The 18708-nt window shown below is 75.1% G+C and carries 12 protein-coding genes; 8 read left to right on the forward strand and 4 right to left on the reverse strand.

The genetic code is table 11. The annotated features are described in order from the left end of the window. Positions 1–87 precede the first annotated feature (87 nt). The gene (pcrA, locus tag ACIGZJ_RS32780; RefSeq protein ID WP_392939814.1) at positions 88–2703 is read left to right on the forward strand and encodes a DNA helicase PcrA; all 2616 of its coding nucleotides are present in this window, start codon (positions 88–90) and stop codon (positions 2701–2703) included. Between the two features lie 72 nt (positions 2704–2775). Here pcrA and ACIGZJ_RS32785 read toward each other — a convergent pair whose 3' ends face one another. Further along, positions 2776–3582, reverse strand: coding sequence for a M23 family metallopeptidase (locus tag ACIGZJ_RS32785; protein WP_396460686.1), 807 nt, complete (start codon positions 3580–3582; stop codon positions 2776–2778). Positions 3583–3914: 332 nt separating this feature from the next. On the opposite strand from ACIGZJ_RS32785, the gene ACIGZJ_RS32790 reads away from it, so the two are divergent. After that, complete coding sequence (locus ACIGZJ_RS32790) at positions 3915–4322, forward strand: cobalamin B12-binding domain-containing protein (RefSeq protein WP_396460687.1); 408 nt, start codon at positions 3915–3917, stop codon at positions 4320–4322. Positions 4323–4338: 16 nt separating this feature from the next. On the opposite strand, the gene ACIGZJ_RS32795 is transcribed toward ACIGZJ_RS32790, so the two are convergent. Together ACIGZJ_RS32795 and ACIGZJ_RS32800 are read right to left on the reverse strand one after the other, a co-directional pair. Further along, complete coding sequence (locus ACIGZJ_RS32795; protein WP_396460688.1) at positions 4339–5979, reverse strand: DUF5691 domain-containing protein; 1641 nt, start codon at positions 5977–5979, stop codon at positions 4339–4341. A 59-nt stretch (positions 5980–6038) separates the two neighbouring features. After that, a complete protein-coding gene (locus ACIGZJ_RS32800) occupies positions 6039–7367 on the reverse strand; it encodes an SWIM zinc finger family protein (RefSeq protein WP_396460689.1) in 1329 nt (442 codons plus the stop codon). Between the two features lie 194 nt (positions 7368–7561). Between ACIGZJ_RS32800 and ACIGZJ_RS32805 the strand changes: the two genes are divergently transcribed. The 5 genes from ACIGZJ_RS32805 (at position 7562) to sucD (ending at position 14801) form a co-directional block, all read left to right on the forward strand. Then, entirely contained in the window at positions 7562–8644 is a 1083-nt protein-coding gene (locus tag ACIGZJ_RS32805) for an AAA family ATPase (RefSeq protein ID WP_392939807.1), read from the forward strand. A 67-nt stretch (positions 8645–8711) separates the two neighbouring features. Beyond that, on the forward strand, positions 8712–11090 hold the full coding sequence (locus ACIGZJ_RS32810; protein WP_396460700.1) for a DUF5682 family protein: 2379 nt from the start codon (positions 8712–8714) through the stop codon (positions 11088–11090). A 122-nt stretch (positions 11091–11212) separates the two neighbouring features. Further along, positions 11213–12385 (forward strand): VWA domain-containing protein, encoded by a 1173-nt coding sequence (locus ACIGZJ_RS32815; protein WP_396460690.1) that lies wholly within the window; start codon positions 11213–11215, stop codon positions 12383–12385. A 337-nt stretch (positions 12386–12722) separates the two neighbouring features. Next, positions 12723–13898 (forward strand): ADP-forming succinate--CoA ligase subunit beta, encoded by a 1176-nt coding sequence (sucC, locus tag ACIGZJ_RS32820; RefSeq protein WP_392939801.1) that lies wholly within the window; start codon positions 12723–12725, stop codon positions 13896–13898. Positions 13899–13916: 18 nt separating this feature from the next. After that, positions 13917–14801: a succinate--CoA ligase subunit alpha gene (gene sucD / locus ACIGZJ_RS32825; RefSeq protein ID WP_396460691.1), complete on the forward strand. Its 885-nt coding sequence runs from the start codon at positions 13917–13919 to the stop codon at positions 14799–14801. A 76-nt stretch (positions 14802–14877) separates the two neighbouring features. Here sucD and ACIGZJ_RS32830 read toward each other — a convergent pair whose 3' ends face one another. Then, positions 14878–16935: a sigma factor-like helix-turn-helix DNA-binding protein gene (locus ACIGZJ_RS32830; RefSeq protein WP_396460692.1), complete on the reverse strand. Its 2058-nt coding sequence runs from the start codon at positions 16933–16935 to the stop codon at positions 14878–14880. Between the two features lie 135 nt (positions 16936–17070). Between ACIGZJ_RS32830 and ACIGZJ_RS32835 the strand changes: the two genes are divergently transcribed. Then, entirely contained in the window at positions 17071–18573 is a 1503-nt protein-coding gene (locus ACIGZJ_RS32835) for a DUF6350 family protein (protein WP_396460693.1), read from the forward strand. The last annotated feature ends 135 nt before the right edge of the window (positions 18574–18708 follow it).

Below are 18708 nucleotides of genomic sequence, written 5' to 3' on the forward strand. Positions count from 1 at the left end.
TGACGCCCGCCGCCGACAGGCCCGCCCGGTCCGGATTCCCGCGGACCGGGCGGGCTTGTCAGTGCCTGGCCATAGACTCGGAGTGCCATGAGTAGCCTCTTTGACAACCTCCCGCTCCCCGGTTTCGAGGCGCCCGCCGCCGGGTCGAAGCAGCAGCCCGGCGGTGCCGCGCCCCTCGACGAGGAGGCGCCGCCGTACGAGGACGACCTCCCGTACGACGCGTACGAGGAGGCCATCCCCGAGGGGCTCTTCCAGACCGACCACGCCGCCGAGACCGAGCGGGACGCCTACTACCGCAACGGCGCGGCCCGGACGGTGGTGGACCCGGCGCAGCTGCTGGAGGGGATGAACGAGCCGCAGCGCGAGGCCGTGCTGCACGCCGGCGCGCCGCTGCTGATCGTGGCCGGCGCCGGCTCCGGCAAGACCAGGGTGCTCACCCACCGGATCGCCTACCTGCTGGGCGCCCGCGGGGTGCAGCCGGGCGAGATCCTGGCGATCACCTTCACCAACAAGGCGGCCGGCGAGATGCGCGAGCGCGTCGAGCAGCTGGTCGGGCCGCGCGCCCGGGCCATGTGGGTGTCGACCTTCCACAGCGCCTGCGTGCGGATCCTGCGCCGCGAGTCCAAGCTGCTCGGCTTCACCTCGTCGTTCTCGATCTACGACTCGGCCGACTCCCAGCGGCTGATGTCCCTGGTCTGCCGGGATCTCGACCTCGACCCGAAGCAGTTCCCGCCGAAGTCCTTCACCGCGAAGATCAGCAACCTCAAGAACGAGCTGATCGACGAGGAGACCTACGCCGACCAGGCCGCCAACCCGACGGAGAAGAAGCTCGCCGAGGCGTACTTCCTCTACCAGCGGCGCCTGCGCGAGGCCAACGCGCTGGACTTCGACGACATCATCATGACCACGGTGAACCTGCTGCAGGCCTTCCCCGACGTCGCCGAGCACTACCGCCGCAGGTTCCGGCACATCCTGGTCGACGAGTACCAGGACACCAACCACGCCCAGTACATGCTGGTGCGCGAGCTCAGCGGCGGCACCGCCACGACCGCCCCCAAGCGCACCGTCGACGGGGACTTCGTGAACCCGGCGGCCGGGCGGCTCTCCGAGGTGCCGCCCGCCGAGCTCTGCGTGGTCGGTGACGCCGACCAGTCGATCTACGCCTTCCGCGGCGCCACGATCCGCAACATCCTCCAGTTCGAGGAGGACTACCCGAACGCGACGACGATCCTGCTGGAGCAGAACTACCGCTCCACCCAGACCATCCTCAGCGCCGCCAACGCCGTCATCGAGCGGAACACCAGCCGGCGCGAGAAGAAGCTCTGGACGGCCGGCGACCACGGCGAGAAGGTGATCGGCTACGTCGCCGACGACGAGCACGGCGAGGCCCAGTTCATCGCCGACGAGATCGACCGGCTGACCGACAAGGGCGACGCCAAGCCCGGCGACGTCGCGATCTTCTACCGGACCAACGCCCAGTCCCGGGTGTTCGAGGAGGTGTTCATCCGGGTCGGCCTGCCCTACAAGGTGGTCGGCGGGGTGCGCTTCTACGAGCGCAAGGAGGTCCGGGACGTCCTGGCGTACCTGCGGGTGCTCTCCAACCCGGAGGACACCGTGCCGCTGCGCCGGATCCTCAACGTGCCCAAGCGGGGTATCGGCGACCGGGCCGAGGCGATGATCGACGCGCTGGCCGCGCGCGAGCGGATCTCCTTCGCCCAGGCGCTGGTCCGGGTCGACGAGGCGTACGGGATGGCGGCGCGCTCGGCGAACGCGGTGCGCAAGTTCAACGAGCTGCTGGCCGGGCTGCGCCAGGTGGTGGCGTCCGGAGCCGGACCGGCCGCGGTGCTGGAGGCGGTGCTGGAGGAGACGGGCTACCTCGCGGAGCTGCAGTCCTCCACCGACCCGCAGGACGAGACGCGGGTGGAGAACCTCCAGGAGCTCGCCTCGGTGGCGCTGGAGTACGAGCAGGACCCGGGCGAGCGGCCCGACGCGGGTGAGGACGGCGCGCCGCCGGTCGGCTCGCTGGCCGACTTCCTGGAGCGGGTCGCGCTGGTCGCCGACTCCGACCAGATCCCGGACGACGACGAGGAGGGCCAGGGCGTCATCACGATGATGACCCTGCACACCGCCAAGGGCCTGGAGTTCCCGGTGGTCTTCCTGACCGGCATGGAGGACGGCATCTTCCCGCACATGCGGGCGCTCAACCAGGTCAAGGAGCTGGAGGAGGAGCGGCGACTCGCGTACGTCGGGCTGACCCGGGCGCGGGAGCGGCTGTACCTGACGCGGTCGGTGCTGCGCAGTGCGTGGGGCCAGCCCGCGTACAACCCGGCCTCGCGGTTCCTGGAGGAGATCCCGGAGACGCTGGTGGAGTGGAAGCGCAAGGGTGCGGCATCGGCGCCGGCCTCGCGCGGCTACTCCAGCGGGTCCGGCGGCTTCGCCGGGTCGGGCGGCGGCTCGCGCGGGTCGGCGCGCGGCGGTGCGGCGGCCTCGCCGAAGGCGGGCTGGGGCCAGTCGGCGCGGCGTGCGGTGGAGCGGGAGGTCGTGGCGCTGGCGGTCGGGGACCGCGTCACCCACGACACCTTCGGCCTGGGCACGGTGGTGGCCACCACCGGCGTCGGGGACAAGGCGCAGGCCACGGTGGACTTCGGCACGGACGGGCGCAAGCAGCTGCTGCTGCGCTACGCCCCGGTGGAGAAGCTCTAGCTCTCAGACTGCAGCCCCCAGGCCGTGTCCGCCACGGCCTGGGGGCTGTCGGCGATCTGTGCGGGCCCGGGTTCAGCGCGGGTCGACGCCCTGGGCGAGGAGCCAGGGCAGCGGGTCGACGGGGCCGCCGCCGCCGGCCGGGCGGATCTCGAAGTGCAGGTGCGGGCCGGTGCTGTTGCCGCTGGTGCCGACGAAGGCGATGACATCGCCCGCCTTCACCGGCCCCTTGCGGATCTTGTACGCGCGCAGATGGCAGTACCAGGCCTCGGTGCCGTCCGACATCTTCAGGATCGTCATATAGCCGTACGACGGGTTCCACTGGGTGCGGATCGTGCCGTCGGTGACCGCCATCACCTCGGTGCCGCCGTCCACCGGGAAGTCGATGCCGGTGTGGCGGGCCGCCCAGTGCGTACCGGCCGCGCCGAAGGTCTCGCCGAGGCCGCGCTGGGCGACGGGCAGCGAGACGGTGGGGCGCTCCGGCGGCTTCGGGGCCTCGGCGGCCGGCTCCGCCGGGGCGGGCTGCGCACCGGAGAGCGGCTGGCGGGCGTCCCCGCGTGAGGCCTGCGCGAGGTCGCCCGTGGCGAGGGCCTGCCGGGCGGCCGTGACGGCGGCGTTCGCGGAGTCGGTGGCGGTGTCGGGGGAGGTGGCCTGGGCGGGAAGCCGGCCGGCCGCCTGCGCGCGCTGCTGGTCGGCCTCGCCGTGGACCGTCACGGCGGCCGCGGCGGCGACCCCGAGGGCGGCCACCGAGGGCAGCGCGACCCGCAGCAGGGCCGTCCGGGTGGCGGCCTTGGCGGCGTCGCGGCGCTGCGCGCGGGACTGCTCGCGGGCGGCCATGCGCAGCTCCGCTCGGGTCGGGCGGGCGGCTGCGTCGGGAGCCATCGGGGGCTGCCTCCTGGGTGGGCCTCGGGCGCGTCGTCGGGCGAGGGGGAAAACTGCCGAGACTGTAGCCGGAACGCCGACATCCGGACAAAAGTCCGGATGTCAAGAGGCCCGGCGGACGCCTGATGGCCGGGAATCGCCCCCCGCCGCCGGGGAATTGCGGAGCCGGGGGCGGGGCGCGGACCTGTGATTTTCCACTCGTCTTGAGGGGCGGCACGGTCGACCGGCCAGGGTGGCGCTACCCTCCCCTCAGGTTGGTTATTGCTGGTTAACCGCGCCCGCGCCCGACGAGGTCCGGTGGGGTGATGGACAACGAGGTCCAGGAGGCAGTGATGGGTGTTTCAGGGCCGATCCGTGTGGTGGTCGCCAAGCCGGGGCTCGACGGTCACGACCGCGGCGCCAAGGTCATCGCGCGCGCCCTGCGCGACGCCGGTATGGAGGTCATCTACACCGGTCTGCACCAGACGCCCGAGCAGGTGGTCGACACCGCGATCCAGGAGGACGCGGACGGCATCGGCCTGTCGATCCTCTCCGGTGCGCACATGACGCTCTGCGCCAAGGTGCTGGAACTGCTGAAGGAGCGCGACGCGGAGGACATCAAGGTCTTCTGCGGCGGGATCATCCCGGATGACGACGTCGCCGAGCTGAAGGCGATGGGCGTCGCGGACATCTTCACCCCGGGCACGCCGACCCGGGACGTGGTCGCGTGGGTCGAGGCCAACCTGCGGGCCGCGGGCTGAGCCTGCCGGACGGGCCCTAGGCACCCAGCTCGGCGAGCATCGCCTCCCGGAAGCGCAGGGTGCCGGCCAGCCGGGCGAAGGTCTCGGCCCAGGCCGAGGCGGGTGCGGCCGTGGCCGCCAGCGCCTCGACGGCGGCCGCCGCCCCGGGGGAGAGCGCGCGCTCGGTCATCCCGAGCACCCCGCTGTGGCTCCACGGGTACGCGCCGGAGGCGGTGGCCCGTTCCAGCGCCGCGACCACGGCGGTCGACAGCGGCGGGGTCCACGGGGTGGCGCAGGCGCCGAGCAGTTGGAAGGCCTCGCCCAGGCCGTGCACCTCGATGAACGCGGCCGTCCAGACGGCCCGTTCGGCGGGCGGAAGCACCGAGAGCAGTTTGGCGGGCGCCCCGGCCGTCCGGGCCGCCCGTCCGGAGCGGCCGCGGCCGCCGGTGCCGGGCGCCGGACCGAGCAGGGCGCGGGCCCAGTCGGCGTCCTGCTGCCGGACGGCGGCCCTGGCCCAGGCCTCGCGCAGGTCGTCGGCCCAGCTGCTGCTGGTCTCGTCGATGCTGTCGCCGACCCGCAGCGCCAGGAGCCGGTCGGGTGTCAGGCCGGTGGCCTCCTGCCAGGTGGCGAGGGGCGCGGCGGCGATCACCTCGCCGAACCACCAGGCCCGTTCGCCCCGCCCGGTCGGGGACTTGAGTGCTATGCCGTCGCGCTGCATGGCCGGATCGCACTCGGCGGGCGGGGTGACGAGCAGGTGCGTGCCGCGGTCCGCGAGGCGGACGGTGGCGCGGGCGCGGTCGGCCATCCGGAGGGCGAGCGCGGAGCCGGGCAGGGTGGAGAGCAGCTCGGCGGCGGTGGCGCGGACGTTCTTGCTGCGGTCGCCGAGGGCGGCCTCCAGGAAGGGCTCGTCGGCGGGGGAGAGGCCGTCCTGGAGGGCGTCCAGGAAGAGCAGCCGGTCCTCGGCGCGCTCGGTCGGCCAGGTGCTCCGGAGGAGGGCCAGGCCGGCGGCCGGGTCGGTGCGGCGCAGCAGGGTGAGGTGGGTGACGCGCTCGGCGAACAGGCCCTCGTGCCAGAGGTGGTCGCCCCCGGGGGTGGTGGATCCGTCGGTGGTGGATCCGGGGACGGCGGATCCGGGGGCGGCGGATCCGGGGGCGGCGGTCGCGTCGGCGGTGCGCAGGACGAAGCGCCAGTCGGGGTTGCGGGCGGCGAGCCAGCGGCCGAGCGGGCCGCAGAGGGCGACCGCGTCGGGGCGCAGTTCGCTGCGGGCGCGGGCGGCGTCCAGCAGGGCGGGGACGGCGGCGGCGGGCGGGCGGTAGCCGCGGGTGCGGGCGGTGGTGAGCCACTGCGGGAGCAGCTCGGCCAGGTTGGCCAGCGTGCCGGACGCGCTGCCGTTGCGGCTGCTGAGCAGGACGGTGAGGCGGCGGGCGGCGGGGGTCGGGAGTTCGGGGCGGGGGTCCTCGGGGGCAGGGGCGCCGGGCGGCTCGGTGGCGGGGGTGGGAAGGGCGCCGGCGCGGCGGCGGACGGTCTCCAGGGCGGCGAGTTCGAGCAGGGCGGTCGCGGGGTCGGTGCGGTCCACGCCCTGGTGGGTGGGGCCGGCCTCGGCGAGCGGCGGGAGGGGCCGGCGGTCGGTGCCGAGCAGGGCGGCGGTGTGGAGGGGTTCCCAGAGGGCGGGCTGCATGTGGGCTCCTGCGGGTTCGGTCGGGGCCTGGCGGGCTTGCGGGTGGGGTGCCGACGGCCTCAGGCGGTGGTGAGGCTGGTCGGGCGGCCTTCCGGGGTCCAGGCGGTGATGGGGGTGAAGCCGCGGTGGCCGTGCTCGCCGAAGAGGGTGAGGGGGCGTCCGGTGGAGACGGCGGCGAGGCGCCAGAGGGCGGACTCCGGCATCCCGGGGTGGTGGACGGGGATGGTGTGGCGGCTGTCGGTCAGGTGCCAGCCGTCGGGGGTGAGGACGGGGACGACGCCGGTGAGGACGGTGGGCCAGGAGTCGAGCCAGGGGTCGTCGGCGACGGCGGCGCCGTAGGCGGCGACGGCCTCGGCGGGGGTGAGGCCGGCGGGTGGTGCGGGCGGGGCGGCCTCGGGGGCGCCGTAGCGGGCGCCGAGGGCCGCGCGCAGCGGGCGGGCGCCCGGGTGGAAGGCGAGGTCGGCCTCCAGGAAGTGGCCGGTGGGCAGGGCGAGGTCGGGGGCCTGGCCGTGGCCGCCGAAGGCGAGCAGAAGGGCCGGGCGGCCGGTCTTGGCGCCGCGCAGCCAGACCCGGCGGGTGGTGAGGCGGTCGTCCGAGGTGTCCCGGCTGCCGAGGACCTGCCAGCGGTCGCGGACGGTGGGGCCGGCCAGGAGTTCGGTGGTGCTGGTGGTGTAGCCGATGCGGGAGCGGACGGTCGCGGCGAGTGGCGCGGGCAGGTCGTCGACCCGGGTGGCGGCGGTGGCGAGCAGGTGCAGCAGGGCGTACTCCTCCAGGAGGCGGTGCTGGGGGGTGGTGTCGAGCTCGCGGACCCGGGTGGCCAGACCGGGGGCCTGGGCGTCGACCATCCGGGCGGCGACCTCCTCCCAGGGGCCCGCGGTGGACTGGTCGGCGAGCCCGTGGCGGATCCGGTCGGCCAGCCGCAGGCGCAGTTCGCCGGCGCCGGCGGCGACCCGGGTGGCGCGCCGCTCGGCGCGGCGGCGGGCGGCGGCCGGGTCGGGCGCGGTGGCCGGGTCGAGGGCGGCCTCCGCCTTGGCGGCGCGCTGTTCGGCCCGGTCGCGGCGGTCGGCGAGCCAGCCGGCCGCCCAGTCGGCGGGCTCGGCGCCGTCGGGGACGGCTTCGGGGCTGCCGCTCCAGAGCAGGAGGAGCCCGAGCGCGTGCTTGCACGGGAACTTCCGGCTCGGACAGCTGCACTGGTAGGCGGGGGTGGCCAGCTCGACCACGGTTCGGTACGGCGTGCTGCCGCTGCCCTTGCACTCGCCCCAGAGGGCGCTGCCGTCGGTGCCGGCGCCCGACCAGGGTGCGGGCGCGGAGAGCTTGCCGGCGGCCTTCCGCGAGGCGGCGTCAGGTGCCAGGGACAGGACGTGTTCGGTGCTCCAGCGTTCCTCCATGGTGACGACGCTAGGGGGAGGGACTGACAGACCGGCCGGTCGAACTGAGGTCCGGTCAGAATTGTCAGTGGTCGGGTGCAGAGTTGTTCTCGCAGGTCGGGACGCCGACCTGTCGACATCTGCGCCGATGCTCCCCTCTGATCACCCCGTCGCCTGCCACAGGTGTGTCCGGCGGCCGACCTGAAGGAGCCCCCATGACCGAGGTTCTGCGGCAGCACGCCGAGGACGCGTTCGCCGGTGAACTGGCCGCCCTGGCCGCGCAGGACGACCGCCCGCGCCCGCAGCGGTGGCGGCTTTCGCCCTGGGCCGTCGCCACCTATCTGCTGGGCGGCGAGCTGCCGGACGGCACCGTGATCACACCCAAGTACATCGGACCGCGCCGGGTGGTGGAGGTCGCGGTCACGACGCTGGCCACGGACCGCGCCCTGCTGCTGCTCGGAGTGCCGGGCACCGCGAAGACCTGGGTGTCGGAGCACCTGGCCGCCGCGATCAGCGGCGACTCGACCCTGCTGGTGCAGGGCACCGCCGGTACGCCGGAGGAGGCGGTCCGCTACGGGTGGAACTACGCCCAGCTGCTGGCCCACGGCCCGAGCCGGGACGCCCTGGTGCCCTCGCCGCTGATGCGGGCGATGGCGGACGGGAAGATCGCCCGGGTCGAGGAGCTGACCCGCATCCCGGCGGACGTACAGGACAGTCTGATCACCATCCTGTCGGAGAAGACGCTGCCGGTACCGGAGTTGGGCGGCGAGACGCAGGCCGTCCGCGGTTTCAACGTGATCGCCACGGCGAACGACCGGGACCGCGGGGTGAACGAGCTGTCGAGCGCGCTGCGCCGGCGCTTCAACACGGTGGTGCTGCCGCTGCCCGCCTCGCTGGAGGAGGAGGTGGACATCGTCACCCGCCGGGTCGGCCAGCTCGGCCGCTCCCTGGAGCTGCCCGAACTGCCCGGCGGCGCCGAGGAGATCCGGCGGGTGGTGACCGTCTTCCGCGAGCTGCGGGCTGGCCTCACCGTGGACGGCCGGACGAAGGTCAAGTCGCCCAGCGGCACCCTGTCGACCGCCGAGGCGATCTCGGTGGTCACCAACGGCCTTGCGCTGGCCACCCACTTCGGGGACGGCGTGCTGCGGGCCGGCGACGTCACGGCCGGCATCGTCGGCGCCGTCGTCCGCGACCCGGCGGCCGACCAGGTGGTGTGGCACGAGTACGTCGAGGGGGTCGTCCGCGAGCGGGACGGCTGGAAGGACTTCTACCGCGCCGCCCGCGAGAACGCCCGCTGATCCGAAGGTACTTCGAGAGTTCGAGGAGGGAGGGCGCGTGAACGAGCGGAGCGAGGGGGGCCCGGGTATGGGCGCGGAGGTGACGCTGCTCGGGGTACGGCACCACGGCCCGGGCTCGGCGCGTGCGGTGGCCGCCGCACTGGAGTGGCTGCGGCCGGACGCGGTGCTGATCGAGGGCCCGCCGGAGGCCGACCCGATCATCGGCCTGGCGGCCGAGAAGGACATGGTGCCGCCGGTCGCCCTGCTCGCCCACGCCGTGGACGACCCGGGCAAGGCCGCGTTCTGGCCCTACGCGGTGTTCTCCCCGGAGTGGGTGGCGATCCGGTACGGCGTCGAACTCGGACTCCCCGTCCGCTTCATCGACCTCCCGGCCGCCTACGGCTTCGCGCCGGAGGAGGAGCAGCCGTCGCAGGCGGAGGCGGACCCGTCGCAGGCGGAGCGGTCCGAGGAGGAGCGGTCCGAGGAGGAGGCGGGCGTGCCGGGGGGCACGTCCGCGGACCCGATCGCCCTGCTCGCCGAGGCGGCCGGCCACGACGACCCGGAGCGCTGGTGGGAGGACGTGGTCGAGCACCGCACACCGGGCTCGGACCCGCTCGCCCCCTTCACGGCCGTCGCCGAGGCGATGACCGCGCTGCGGGAGCAGGGGCTCGGCGGCGGCTCCGCCCGGCGGGACGACCTGCGCGAGGCCTACATGCGCCAGCAGATCCGGGCCGCCCGTCGGGCCGGGTACCAGCGGATCGCGGTGGTCTGCGGGGCCTTCCACGTCCCCGCGCTGGCCGCGATGCCGACCGTCGCCCACGACCGGGCGCTGCTCGCCGGCCTGCCCAGGAAGGTGCGGACGGACGTCACCTGGGTGCCCTGGACGCACCGCAGGCTCTCCCACGCCACCGGCTACGGCGCCGGCATCGTCTCGCCGGGCTGGTACCACCACCTGTTCACGGCGTCGGAGGACCCGCTGCCCGGCTGGCTCACCAAGGCCGCCGCACTGCTGCGCGCCGAGGACCACCCGGTCTCCTCCGCCCACGTCATCGAGGCCGTCCGGCTCGCCCAGACGCTGGCCGTGATGCGCGGCCGCCCGCTGGCCGGCCTGACCGAGACGATGGACGCCGTCCGGTCGGTGATGTGCGACGGCTCGGACGTCGCCCTGGCGCTGGTGCACGACCGGCTGGTCATCGGCGACGCGCTCGGCGAGGTGCCGGAGGGCGCGCCGGCGGTGCCGCTACAGCGGGACCTGGCCCGGCTGCAGCGCTCACTGCGGCTGAAGCCGCAGGCCGAGCCGCGGGACTTGGACCTCGACCTGCGCAAGGAGAACGACGCGGCCCGTTCGCGGTTGCTGCACCGGCTGCGACTGCTCGGCGTCGACTGGGGCGTTCCGAGCCGCTCCGCCGTCAACTCGACCGGCACCTTCCGGGAGAGCTGGCGGCTGCACTGGGAGCCGGAGTTCGCCGTCCGGATCGCCGAGGCCGCCCAGTGGGGCACCACGGTCGAGGACGCGGCGACCGGCAAGGCCGTCGGCACCGCCCGCGCCGCCACCGAGCTCGCCGACCTGACCGGACTGGTCGAGACGTGCCTGCTCGCCGGACTGGGCCGGGCGCTGCCCGCCGTGATGCGCGTGCTCGCGGACTGCGCGGCGCTGGACACCGATGTCGCACACCTGGCGGGCGCCCTGCCCGCCCTGGTCCGGGCGCTGCGCTACGGCGACGTCCGGGGCACCGACGACGGCGCGCTCGCCGAGGTGGCGGGCGGCCTGGCCGACCGGATCTGCGTCGGACTGCCACCGGCCTGCGTGGGCCTGGACGCGGCCGGCGCCGCCGTGCTGCGCGGCCACCTCGACGAGGTGCACGGCGCGATCGCCCTGCTGGAGCCGGCCGGGGCCCAGGGGGAGCTGTCCGAGCGGTGGGCCGGCACGCTGCGCGCGCTCGCCCGCCGCGAGCCGACCGGGGGACCGGCGACGGGCGTGCCCGGCCTGCTGCGCGGCCGCGCCGTCCGGCTGCTGCTGGACGACGGCCGGCTCGACTCCGAGGAGGCGGGCCGCCGGATGGGCCTGGTCCTCTCGGCGGCCAACGCGCCGGCGGACGCGGCCGGCTGGATCGAGGGCTTCCTCACCGGCGGCGGCGCCCTGCTGCTGCACGACCCCCGGCTGCTCGGCCTGCTCGACGCCTGGCTGACGGGCGTCCCGGGCGAGGTGTTCACCGACGTGCTGCCGCTGCTGCGCCGCACCTTCTCCGCCCTGGAGGCGGGCGTGCGGAACACCGTCGGCAGCCGGGTCGCGGCCGGTCCGCTCGGCGCGGAGCCGGTCCCGACGGCCGATCCGGCCGATGCCGGGCTCGACCGGGCCCGCGCGGACGCCGCCCTCCCGGTCCTCGCCCTGCTGCTCGGCCTCCCCGCGCCGGCCCCGGCGGAGCGTCCGCGGATCCCGAAGCAGGCCTCCGGGCGCGACACCTGACACCCGGCGGCGGAGCGGCCGGCCCGGTCGACCGCTCCGCCCCGCACACCTCCAGCCACCTCACGAACACCCACCTCACGAACACCCACCCCGCGAACACCCACCCCACGAAGGAGCATCCGATGGCTGTGACCACTCCCCTCGCCGCCGAGGAGCGGCTGCGCCGCTGGCGACTGGTGCTGGGTGGCGAGGCGGACGGCACCGGCTGCGCGCTGCGGGGCCGGGACGCCGCGATGGACGGGGCGCTCGCCGCGCTGTACCGGGGGGCGCCCGAGGAGGGCCGGACCGGGCGGACCGGCCGGCGCAGCGCGGGCCTGGGCGGGTCGGCCCCCCAGGTGGCGCGCTGGCTGGGGGACATCCGGGAGTACTTCCCGTCCACCGTCGTCCAGCTGATGCAGCAGGACGCCATCACCCGGCTCGGCCTGGACCGGCTGCTGCTGGAGCCGGAGATGCTGGAGGCCGTCGAGCCGGACGTGCACCTGGTCGGCACCCTGCTCTCGCTGAAGCACGCGCTGCCCGAGACCACCCGGGAGACCGCCCGCGCGGTGGTCGGCAAGGTGGTCGCCGAACTGGAGCGCCGGCTCGCCGACCGGACCAGGGCCACCCTGGGCGGCGCCCTGGACCGCAGCGCGAAGGTGAACCGCCCGCGCCACCGCGACATCGACTGGGACCGCACCATCCGGGCGAACCTCAAGAACTACCTGCCCGAGCACGGCACCGTCGTCCCCGAGCGGCTGATCGGCTACGCCCGCGCCCAGCGCGCGGTGAAGAAGGACGTCATCCTCTGCATCGACCAGTCCGGTTCGATGGCCCCCTCGGTGGTGCACTCGGCGGTCTTCGGCGCGGTGCTCGCCTCGATGAAGACCCTGGACACCCGGCTGGTCGTCTTCGACACCTCGGTGGTCGACCTCACCGAACAGCTGACCGACCCGGTGGACGTGCTGTTCGCGACCCAGCTCGGCGGCGGCACCGACATCAACCGGGCGCTCGCCTACTGCCAGTCGAGGATCACCCGCCCGTCCGAGACCGTCGTGGTGCTGATCAGCGACCTCTACGAGGGCGGAATCCGCGACGAGATGCTGAAGCGGGTGGCGGCGATGAAGGCGGCCGGCGTCCAGTTCATCGCACTTCTCGCGCTCTCCGACGAAGGTGCGCCCGCGTACGACCACGCGCACGCGGCGGCACTGGCCGCACTCGGCGCCCCGGCGTTCGCGTGCACACCGGACGCCTTCCCGGACATCATGGCCGCGGCCATCGAGAAGCGCCCGATCCCGGTACCGGACCGGCAGGCGTAGGGCGGCGGCCCACGGGTTCACCCGGACGGGGGAACCGCCACCCGCCTGCGCCGCTGACCTGCCCACCCGCTGAGCAGGGCGCGCCACACACCTTCGTGCCCTGTCTGTGACGGTTCTCACCATAGACGGGACGGCCCCGGGCGAAACACGCCCGTCGTCCGGGGATAACCTGCCAGACGGACGTGACGCGCGTGTTGATTGACGTGTGCGCCCGTGGCTGTGTGGGCCGCAAGGCCGTACCTCTGCGTACCCGCACCGCCCCGACGACCCGCAGCGAAGATCCTGCCGTGGCACGCTCGTAGAGACACAATCCGCGACCACGAACAAGGACAAACACGTGGACCTGTTCGAGTACCAGGCGAGGGACCTCTTCGCCAAGCACGGTGTGCCCGTGCTTGACGGTGATGTCATCGAGACCGCCGCAGACGCTGCCGCCATCGCGGAGCGCTTCGGCGGCCGCGCCGTCGTCAAGGCTCAGGTGAAGGTGGGTGGCCGAGGCAAGGCCGGTGGCGTGAAGCTCGCCGCCGACCCGGCGGACGCCGTCGCCAAGGCCGGGGCGATCCTCGGCATGGACATCAAGGGCCACACCGTTCACAAGGTGATGCTGGCCCAGACCGCGGACATCAAGGAGGAGTACTACGTCTCCTTCCTGCTGGACCGCACCAACCGCACCTTCCTGGCCATGGCCAGCGTGGAGGGCGGTGTGGAGATCGAGGTCGTCGCGGAGGAGAACCCCGAGGCGCTCGCCAAGATCCCGGTCGACGCCAACGAGGGCTGCACCCCGGAGAAGGCCGCCGAGATCGTCGCCGCCGCGAAGTTCCCGGCGGAGATCGCGGACCAGGTCGCCGACGTCCTGCAGAAGCTGTGGAAGGTCTTCATCGCCGAGGACGCGCTCCTCGTCGAGGTCAACCCGCTGATCAAGTCCGGCGACGGCAAGATCATCGCGCTTGACGGCAAGGTCTCCCTGGACGAGAACGCCGAGTTCCGCCAGCCGGACCACGAGGCGCTCGAGGACAAGGCCGCCGCCAACCCGCTGGAGGCCGCTGCCAAGGCCAAGGGCCTGAACTACGTCAAGCTCGACGGCCAGGTCGGCATCATCGGCAACGGCGCGGGCCTCGTCATGAGCACCCTCGACGTGGTCGCCTACGCCGGTGAGCAGCACGGCGGCGTCAAGCCCGCCAACTTCCTCGACATCGGTGGCGGCGCCTCGGCCGAGGTGATGGCCAACGGTCTGGAGATCATCCTCGGCGACCCCGACGTCAAGTCGGTCTTCGTCAACGTCTTCGGTGGCATCACCGCGTGCGACGCCGTGGCCAACGGCATCGTGCAGGCCCTGGAGCTGCTGACCTCGAAGGGCGAGGCCGTCACCAAGCCGCTCGTCGTCCGCCTCGACGGCAACAACGCGGAGCTGGGTCGCAAGATCCTGGACGACGCCAACCACCCGCTGGTCCAGCGCGTGGACACCATGGACGGTGCGGCCGACCGCGCCGCCGAGCTGGCCAACGCCAAGTAAGGAAGGGGACTTAACACCATGGCTATCTTCCTTACCAAGGACAGCAAGGTCATCGTCCAGGGCATGACCGGCTCCGAGGGCATGAAGCACACCCGCCGCATGCTCGCCTCCGGCACCCAGATCGTCGGCGGTGTCAACCCGCGCAAGGCCGGCACCACCGTGGACGTCGACGGCACCGACGTGCCCGTCTTCGGCTCCGTCGCCGAGGCCATCGAGAAGACCGGTGCCGACGTCACCGTCATCTTCGTGCCGCCGAAGTTCACCAAGGACGCCGTCGTCGAGGCCATCGACGCGGAGATCGGCCTCGCGGTCGTCATCACCGAGGGTGTCCCGGTCCACGACTCGGCCGCCTTCTGGGCCTACGCCGGCTCGAAGGGCAACAAGACCCGGATCATCGGCCCGAACTGCCCGGGCCTGATCAGCCCCGGACAGTCGAACGCCGGCATCATCCCGGCCGACATCACCCAGGCCGGCAAGATCGGCCTGGTCTCGAAGTCCGGCACCCTGACGTACCAGCTCATGTACGAGCTGCGCGACATCGGCTTCTCCTCGGCCGTGGGCATCGGTGGCGACCCCGTCATCGGCACCACCCACATCGACGCCCTCAAGGCGTTCCAGGAGGACCCGCAGACCGAGATCATCGTGATGATCGGTGAGATCGGCGGCGACGCCGAGGAGCGTGCCGCGGCCTACATCGCCGAGCACGTCACCAAGCCGGTCGTCGGCTACGTCGCGGGCTTCACCGCCCCCGAGGGCAAGACCATGGGCCACGCCGGCGCCATCGTCTCCGGCTCCTCGGGCACCGCGCAGGCCAAGAAGGAGGCCCTCGAGGCCGCCGGTGTCAAGGTCGGCAAGACGCCGTCCGAGACCGCCCGCCTGGCGCGCGAGATCATCGGCGGCTGACGCCGCCCGCTCGTCGAGCGCCCCCGTCCGGACTCCGGGCGGGGGCGCTCGACGTTTCGGCCCGGGCGCGCGGCGCTCAGCGGTCTCCCGGGCAGGGGTGCAGCGACCAGCGGGTGCAGGACTGCGGGCCGGCCGTGACCGTGGCGGGCGGGGGCAGCGCGGCGGCGGCGCGGCTGTCGGTCGGCAGCAGCCACGGCCGGTCCCGGGGCGGCGGCGGGTCCACCACCACCGGCGGCAGGCCCGGCGTCGGACTGCACCAGAGGCTGAGGACGCCGGTCGGCGGGCCGGCCGGGACGAGCGGCAGGGCGCCGTCGCCCCCGGTCGGGGCGCAGAGCGTCGGGGCCGGTGCCTCGGGCGGCCGGAACAGCACCGCCGGTCCGCCCCCGGCCAGCGTCGCCACCGCGGCTCCGCCGACCGCGACGGTGAGCAGGGCCGCGGCCCCGGTCCGGGTGGCGTTGCGCAGCCCGTGCCGGGCGCGCAGCAGCGGTACGGGCGGGCGGTGCGGCGCGGGGCAGCCCCGGACGGCCGCCTGGTGCAGCAGCCTGCTCAGCCGGTCCGCGAAGCCCTCGGCGGCCGGGTCGGCCCCGACCAGGTCCGGCACCCACTGCGCCAGCGCCGTCCGGGCCGCCCAGACCCGGCCCTCGGCGGCGGCCAGCGTCGACTCCACCTCGACGGCGATGGCGGCGGCGGGCAGGCCGAGGCCGTCGTGCAGCACCAGGGCCCGGCGCTGCGGGCGGGAGAGCCGCTTGAGGGCCTTGAGCAGGGCGCGGTCGCGGTCGGTCAGGCGGTCGTGGTCGGGCAGTACGGCCTGGCTCTCGTCGGCCGGGCGGACCTTGATCCGGCGGTGCGGGAGCCGCCACGCGTGCGCGCGGCGCGGGCCGCCCCGGTGCCAGGGTGAGAGCGCCGCCTCGGAGGCCCGCACCCGTACCCACCCCTCCGGATCGGGCCCGGTCGCCACCTCCTCCCACTGCCGCCCGGCCTCGCCGAACGCCCGCCGTACGCAGTGCAGGGCGCGGTGCTTGCAGGTGGTGAGCAGGAACATCTGCTGTGCCAGGCGGGTGTGGGCGGCCTCGTACAGCTCCTCGAAGGTGAGGACGGCGGCGGGCGCGACCGGGCCGTCGGCCTCGGCGGCCGTGGCGAGCTCGGCGGCTTCGGTGACGGCGGGGGCCGGGGCGGGTCCGGTGGCCTGCTTGCCCGGACGGCCTTCGGACGCGGCGGCGGGGGCAGGTTCGGAAGCCGGGGTAGGAGCGGGTGCGGGCTGCGCCGGGTCGGCGGTTCGGCGGCCGCCGTCGCGTGCGACGGCGGTGCCGGGGGTGGCGCGTGCGGTCGAGGGGGCGGGGGAGTCCGCCGCCCGTCGCTCGGGCGTGCCGGTGGCTGCGGGCTTACGAGGGCCGGGGTGCGAGGCACCGTCCACGCGGTCGGTGCGGGACGGGCCCCGGTCTCCGGCGGTACCGGCGGTGCGGGCGGAAGGACCGGAAGGAGTCGACGCGGCACCCTTCCGGTCGGCGGCCGCCTCCGGCCTGCCGGTCGGCCGGGTGGCCTGCGGCTTCTGCGGGCCCGTACCAGGCCCCCCGTCACCCGGCCCGGCCGCGCCACCCCGGCGGCCGTCGCCCGCCGCCGCGGCCGCCTCCCGGCGCCGGGAGGCGGTGCCCGGTCGGCCCTCCGGCGCCGTTCCCGGCCCGGAGTCGCGGACGCCGCCCTCGGCGGCCCGGTCAGCCCGGTCGGCCCGGTCCGGCCGAGGCGCCTGAGGAGTGCTCAGCAGCGCCGTGAAGGCGGCGAGCTCGGCCTGGGTGCGGGTGCCGAGCTTGCGCATGGCCCGCTGCAGGTGGCTCCTGACGGTGGCCGGGGTGACGCCCAGGGCGGCCGCGGACTGGGCGGTGTCCAGGCCGGCCGCGAGGTGGGCCAGGGCCTGCGCCTCACGCGGCGTCAGCTGCCGGAGCAGCCGGGCGGCGTCCGGCGGGGGAGGGGGCGGGGGCCCGCTGTCGGAGCCCGCGCCTCTGGTGCGGGTGGCCTTGGCGGCCTTCGTGGCCCGGCCGCGTCCGGCCCGGGCCTTTCCGGGGTGGCTCGGCGGCGAGGACTGGTCGGCGCCCTCGGCGGCGTCGGCGGGGCGCTCGGCGGTCGGCGGCGTGGTCATCAGACGCTCCGGGCCGGAGCGGCGGCGACGGCGCGGGGGCAGGGTCTGAAAATGCGCATAAGCCAATAATCTGGGACACGACGGCGGTTTGCCTCTTCACGGAGCATGGCGAGTCGCCTTGGCACCATGAGGCGCATGACGCAGCTGATGGGCCGTCCGATCCTGGAAGTGCCGGGCGAACTGGGCGCCGGACCCGTTCTGGCCGACCTGCTCGCCGGGGTGCGGACGGCGCTGCTCGGCCTGGCGGTGGTCGCGGTACCCGTCCTCGGACTCTGGGTGGTGACCCCGTACGCGGACGACGGCGCGGCCGGCGCCGCCCGGCTGGCGGGGGCGCTCTGGCTGCTCGGGCACGGTGCCCCGGTGCTGCGCGGGAGCCTGGACGCCCCGCTGACCGTCACCCCTTTGCTGCTCAGCCTGTTGGCGGTGGGCCAGCTCCACCGGGCGGGTGCCCGGGTGGCGGCCAGGCGCGGTGCGCGGGCCCGCTGGGGCGGCCCGGTGGCGGTCTGGGCCGGCTACTGCGCGGTGGCGCTCGCGGTGGTGCTGCAGTGCTCGGGGGCCGGGCTGTTCCGGGCGCGGGTGCTGCCGGACGTGCTGGTGGTGGCCCTGCTGGCCGCCGCCGCGACGGCCGCCGGCGCCCGGTCGGCCCACCGGACGTCGGCCCGGCAGGCCGCCCGCCAGGAGGCCCGCTCCGCCCTCCCCGACCGCTCCGCCGGGCCCTTCGCCGCCTGGTGGCTGCTCCTGGACCGCGTGCCGGGGTGGGCGCGCCCGGTCGGGGGCGCGCCGGTGGTCCGGGCGGCGGCGCTGGCCGCCGTGGCCGGGCTGGTGGCGGCGGGAGCCCTGCTGGTCGCGGTGTCGGCGGTACTGGCCGGGGTGGGCGGGGGAGGGCCTGCGACGGCGGCGCTCGGCCACGGCCCGGCCGCGGTGGCCGGACTGCTGCTGCTCAGCGTGCTGCTGCTGCCGAACGCGGTGCTCTGGGGTACCGCGTACGCGCTGGGGCCGGGGTTCGCGGCGGGAACGGGGACGGTGGTGGCGCCCTCCGGCGCGGCGCTGGGCCCGGTGCCCGAGTTCCCGCTGTTCGCGCTGCTTCCGGAGCCGGGTGCGGGCGGCTGGCGGCTGCTGGTCTGCCTGCTGCCCGTGCTGGCCGGGGCGGTACCGGCCCTGCTGCTCGGCCGGGCGGCCGCGGCCGGCCCCGACCAGGACGACCGGGAAGGCTACGAAGGCCGTGAAGACCGCCAAGGGCACGACGACCCCGACCGTGAGGAGCGCGAGGAGTACGAGCCCGGCGAGCAGGCCCCCTGGCACCCGGCGGCGACCGCCGTGGCGGCGCTGGCGGCGGCGCTGCTGACCGGCGCCGCGGTGGCGGCCCTGGGCTGGCTCTCCGGCGGCGCGCTGGCCGGCGGCCGGATGGCGGAGCTGGGCCCGGTCCCGTGGCGGACGGGCCTGGCGGCCGCGGGCTGGTTCGCGGTGGTGGCGGTGCCCGGCGCGCTGCTGGTCCGGGGCTGGACCTCGTCGGCCAGGCGCCTAGACGGGCTGGGCGGCGCGTTCGCCGTTCGCGCACGCCGGAGCGCTCTGTTGCTGCGCGCCCGGGCGTACGCGGTGGTACTGCGGCTGGGGCGGCCGACGGACGACCCGGACTGAGCCGTTCACGTCCGTCGGCGGCGGGTGGCTAGGTCCAGGGCCTAGGGCGTTTCTTTCGGATCATCGGATCGTTGGTCTGGTCGTGCCGTTGACTGACGCGCAGTGGGCGCGAATAGAGCCGTTGTTGCCGGACCG

Origin of the sequence: Kitasatospora sp. NPDC052868, from assembly GCF_044547105.1 — a bacterium.
Lineage (GTDB): Bacteria > Actinomycetota > Actinomycetes > Streptomycetales > Streptomycetaceae > Kitasatospora.

Bases quoted from the DNA above. Each gene is read 5' to 3' on its own strand.
- sucD (WP_396460691.1), top strand. From the start codon at position 13,917: ATGGCTATCTTCCTTACCAAGGACAGCAAGGTCATCGTCCAGGGCATG.
- ACIGZJ_RS32815 (WP_396460690.1), top strand. From the start codon at position 11,213: ATGGCTGTGACCACTCCCCTCGCCGCCGAGGAGCGGCTGCGCCGCTGG.
- ACIGZJ_RS32835 (WP_396460693.1), top strand. From the start codon at position 17,071: ATGACGCAGCTGATGGGCCGTCCGATCCTGGAAGTGCCGGGCGAACTG.
- ACIGZJ_RS32810 (WP_396460700.1), top strand. From the start codon at position 8,712: ATGGGCGCGGAGGTGACGCTGCTCGGGGTACGGCACCACGGCCCGGGC.
- ACIGZJ_RS32790 (WP_396460687.1), top strand. From the start codon at position 3,915: ATGGGTGTTTCAGGGCCGATCCGTGTGGTGGTCGCCAAGCCGGGGCTC.
- ACIGZJ_RS32800 (WP_396460689.1), bottom strand. From the start codon at position 7,367: ATGGAGGAACGCTGGAGCACCGAACACGTCCTGTCCCTGGCACCTGAC.
- ACIGZJ_RS32830 (WP_396460692.1), bottom strand. From the start codon at position 16,935: ATGACCACGCCGCCGACCGCCGAGCGCCCCGCCGACGCCGCCGAGGGC.
- ACIGZJ_RS32805 (WP_392939807.1), top strand. From the start codon at position 7,562: ATGACCGAGGTTCTGCGGCAGCACGCCGAGGACGCGTTCGCCGGTGAA.
- ACIGZJ_RS32795 (WP_396460688.1), bottom strand. From the start codon at position 5,979: ATGCAGCCCGCCCTCTGGGAACCCCTCCACACCGCCGCCCTGCTCGGC.
- ACIGZJ_RS32785 (WP_396460686.1), bottom strand. From the start codon at position 3,582: ATGGCTCCCGACGCAGCCGCCCGCCCGACCCGAGCGGAGCTGCGCATG.
- pcrA (WP_392939814.1), top strand. From the start codon at position 88: ATGAGTAGCCTCTTTGACAACCTCCCGCTCCCCGGTTTCGAGGCGCCC.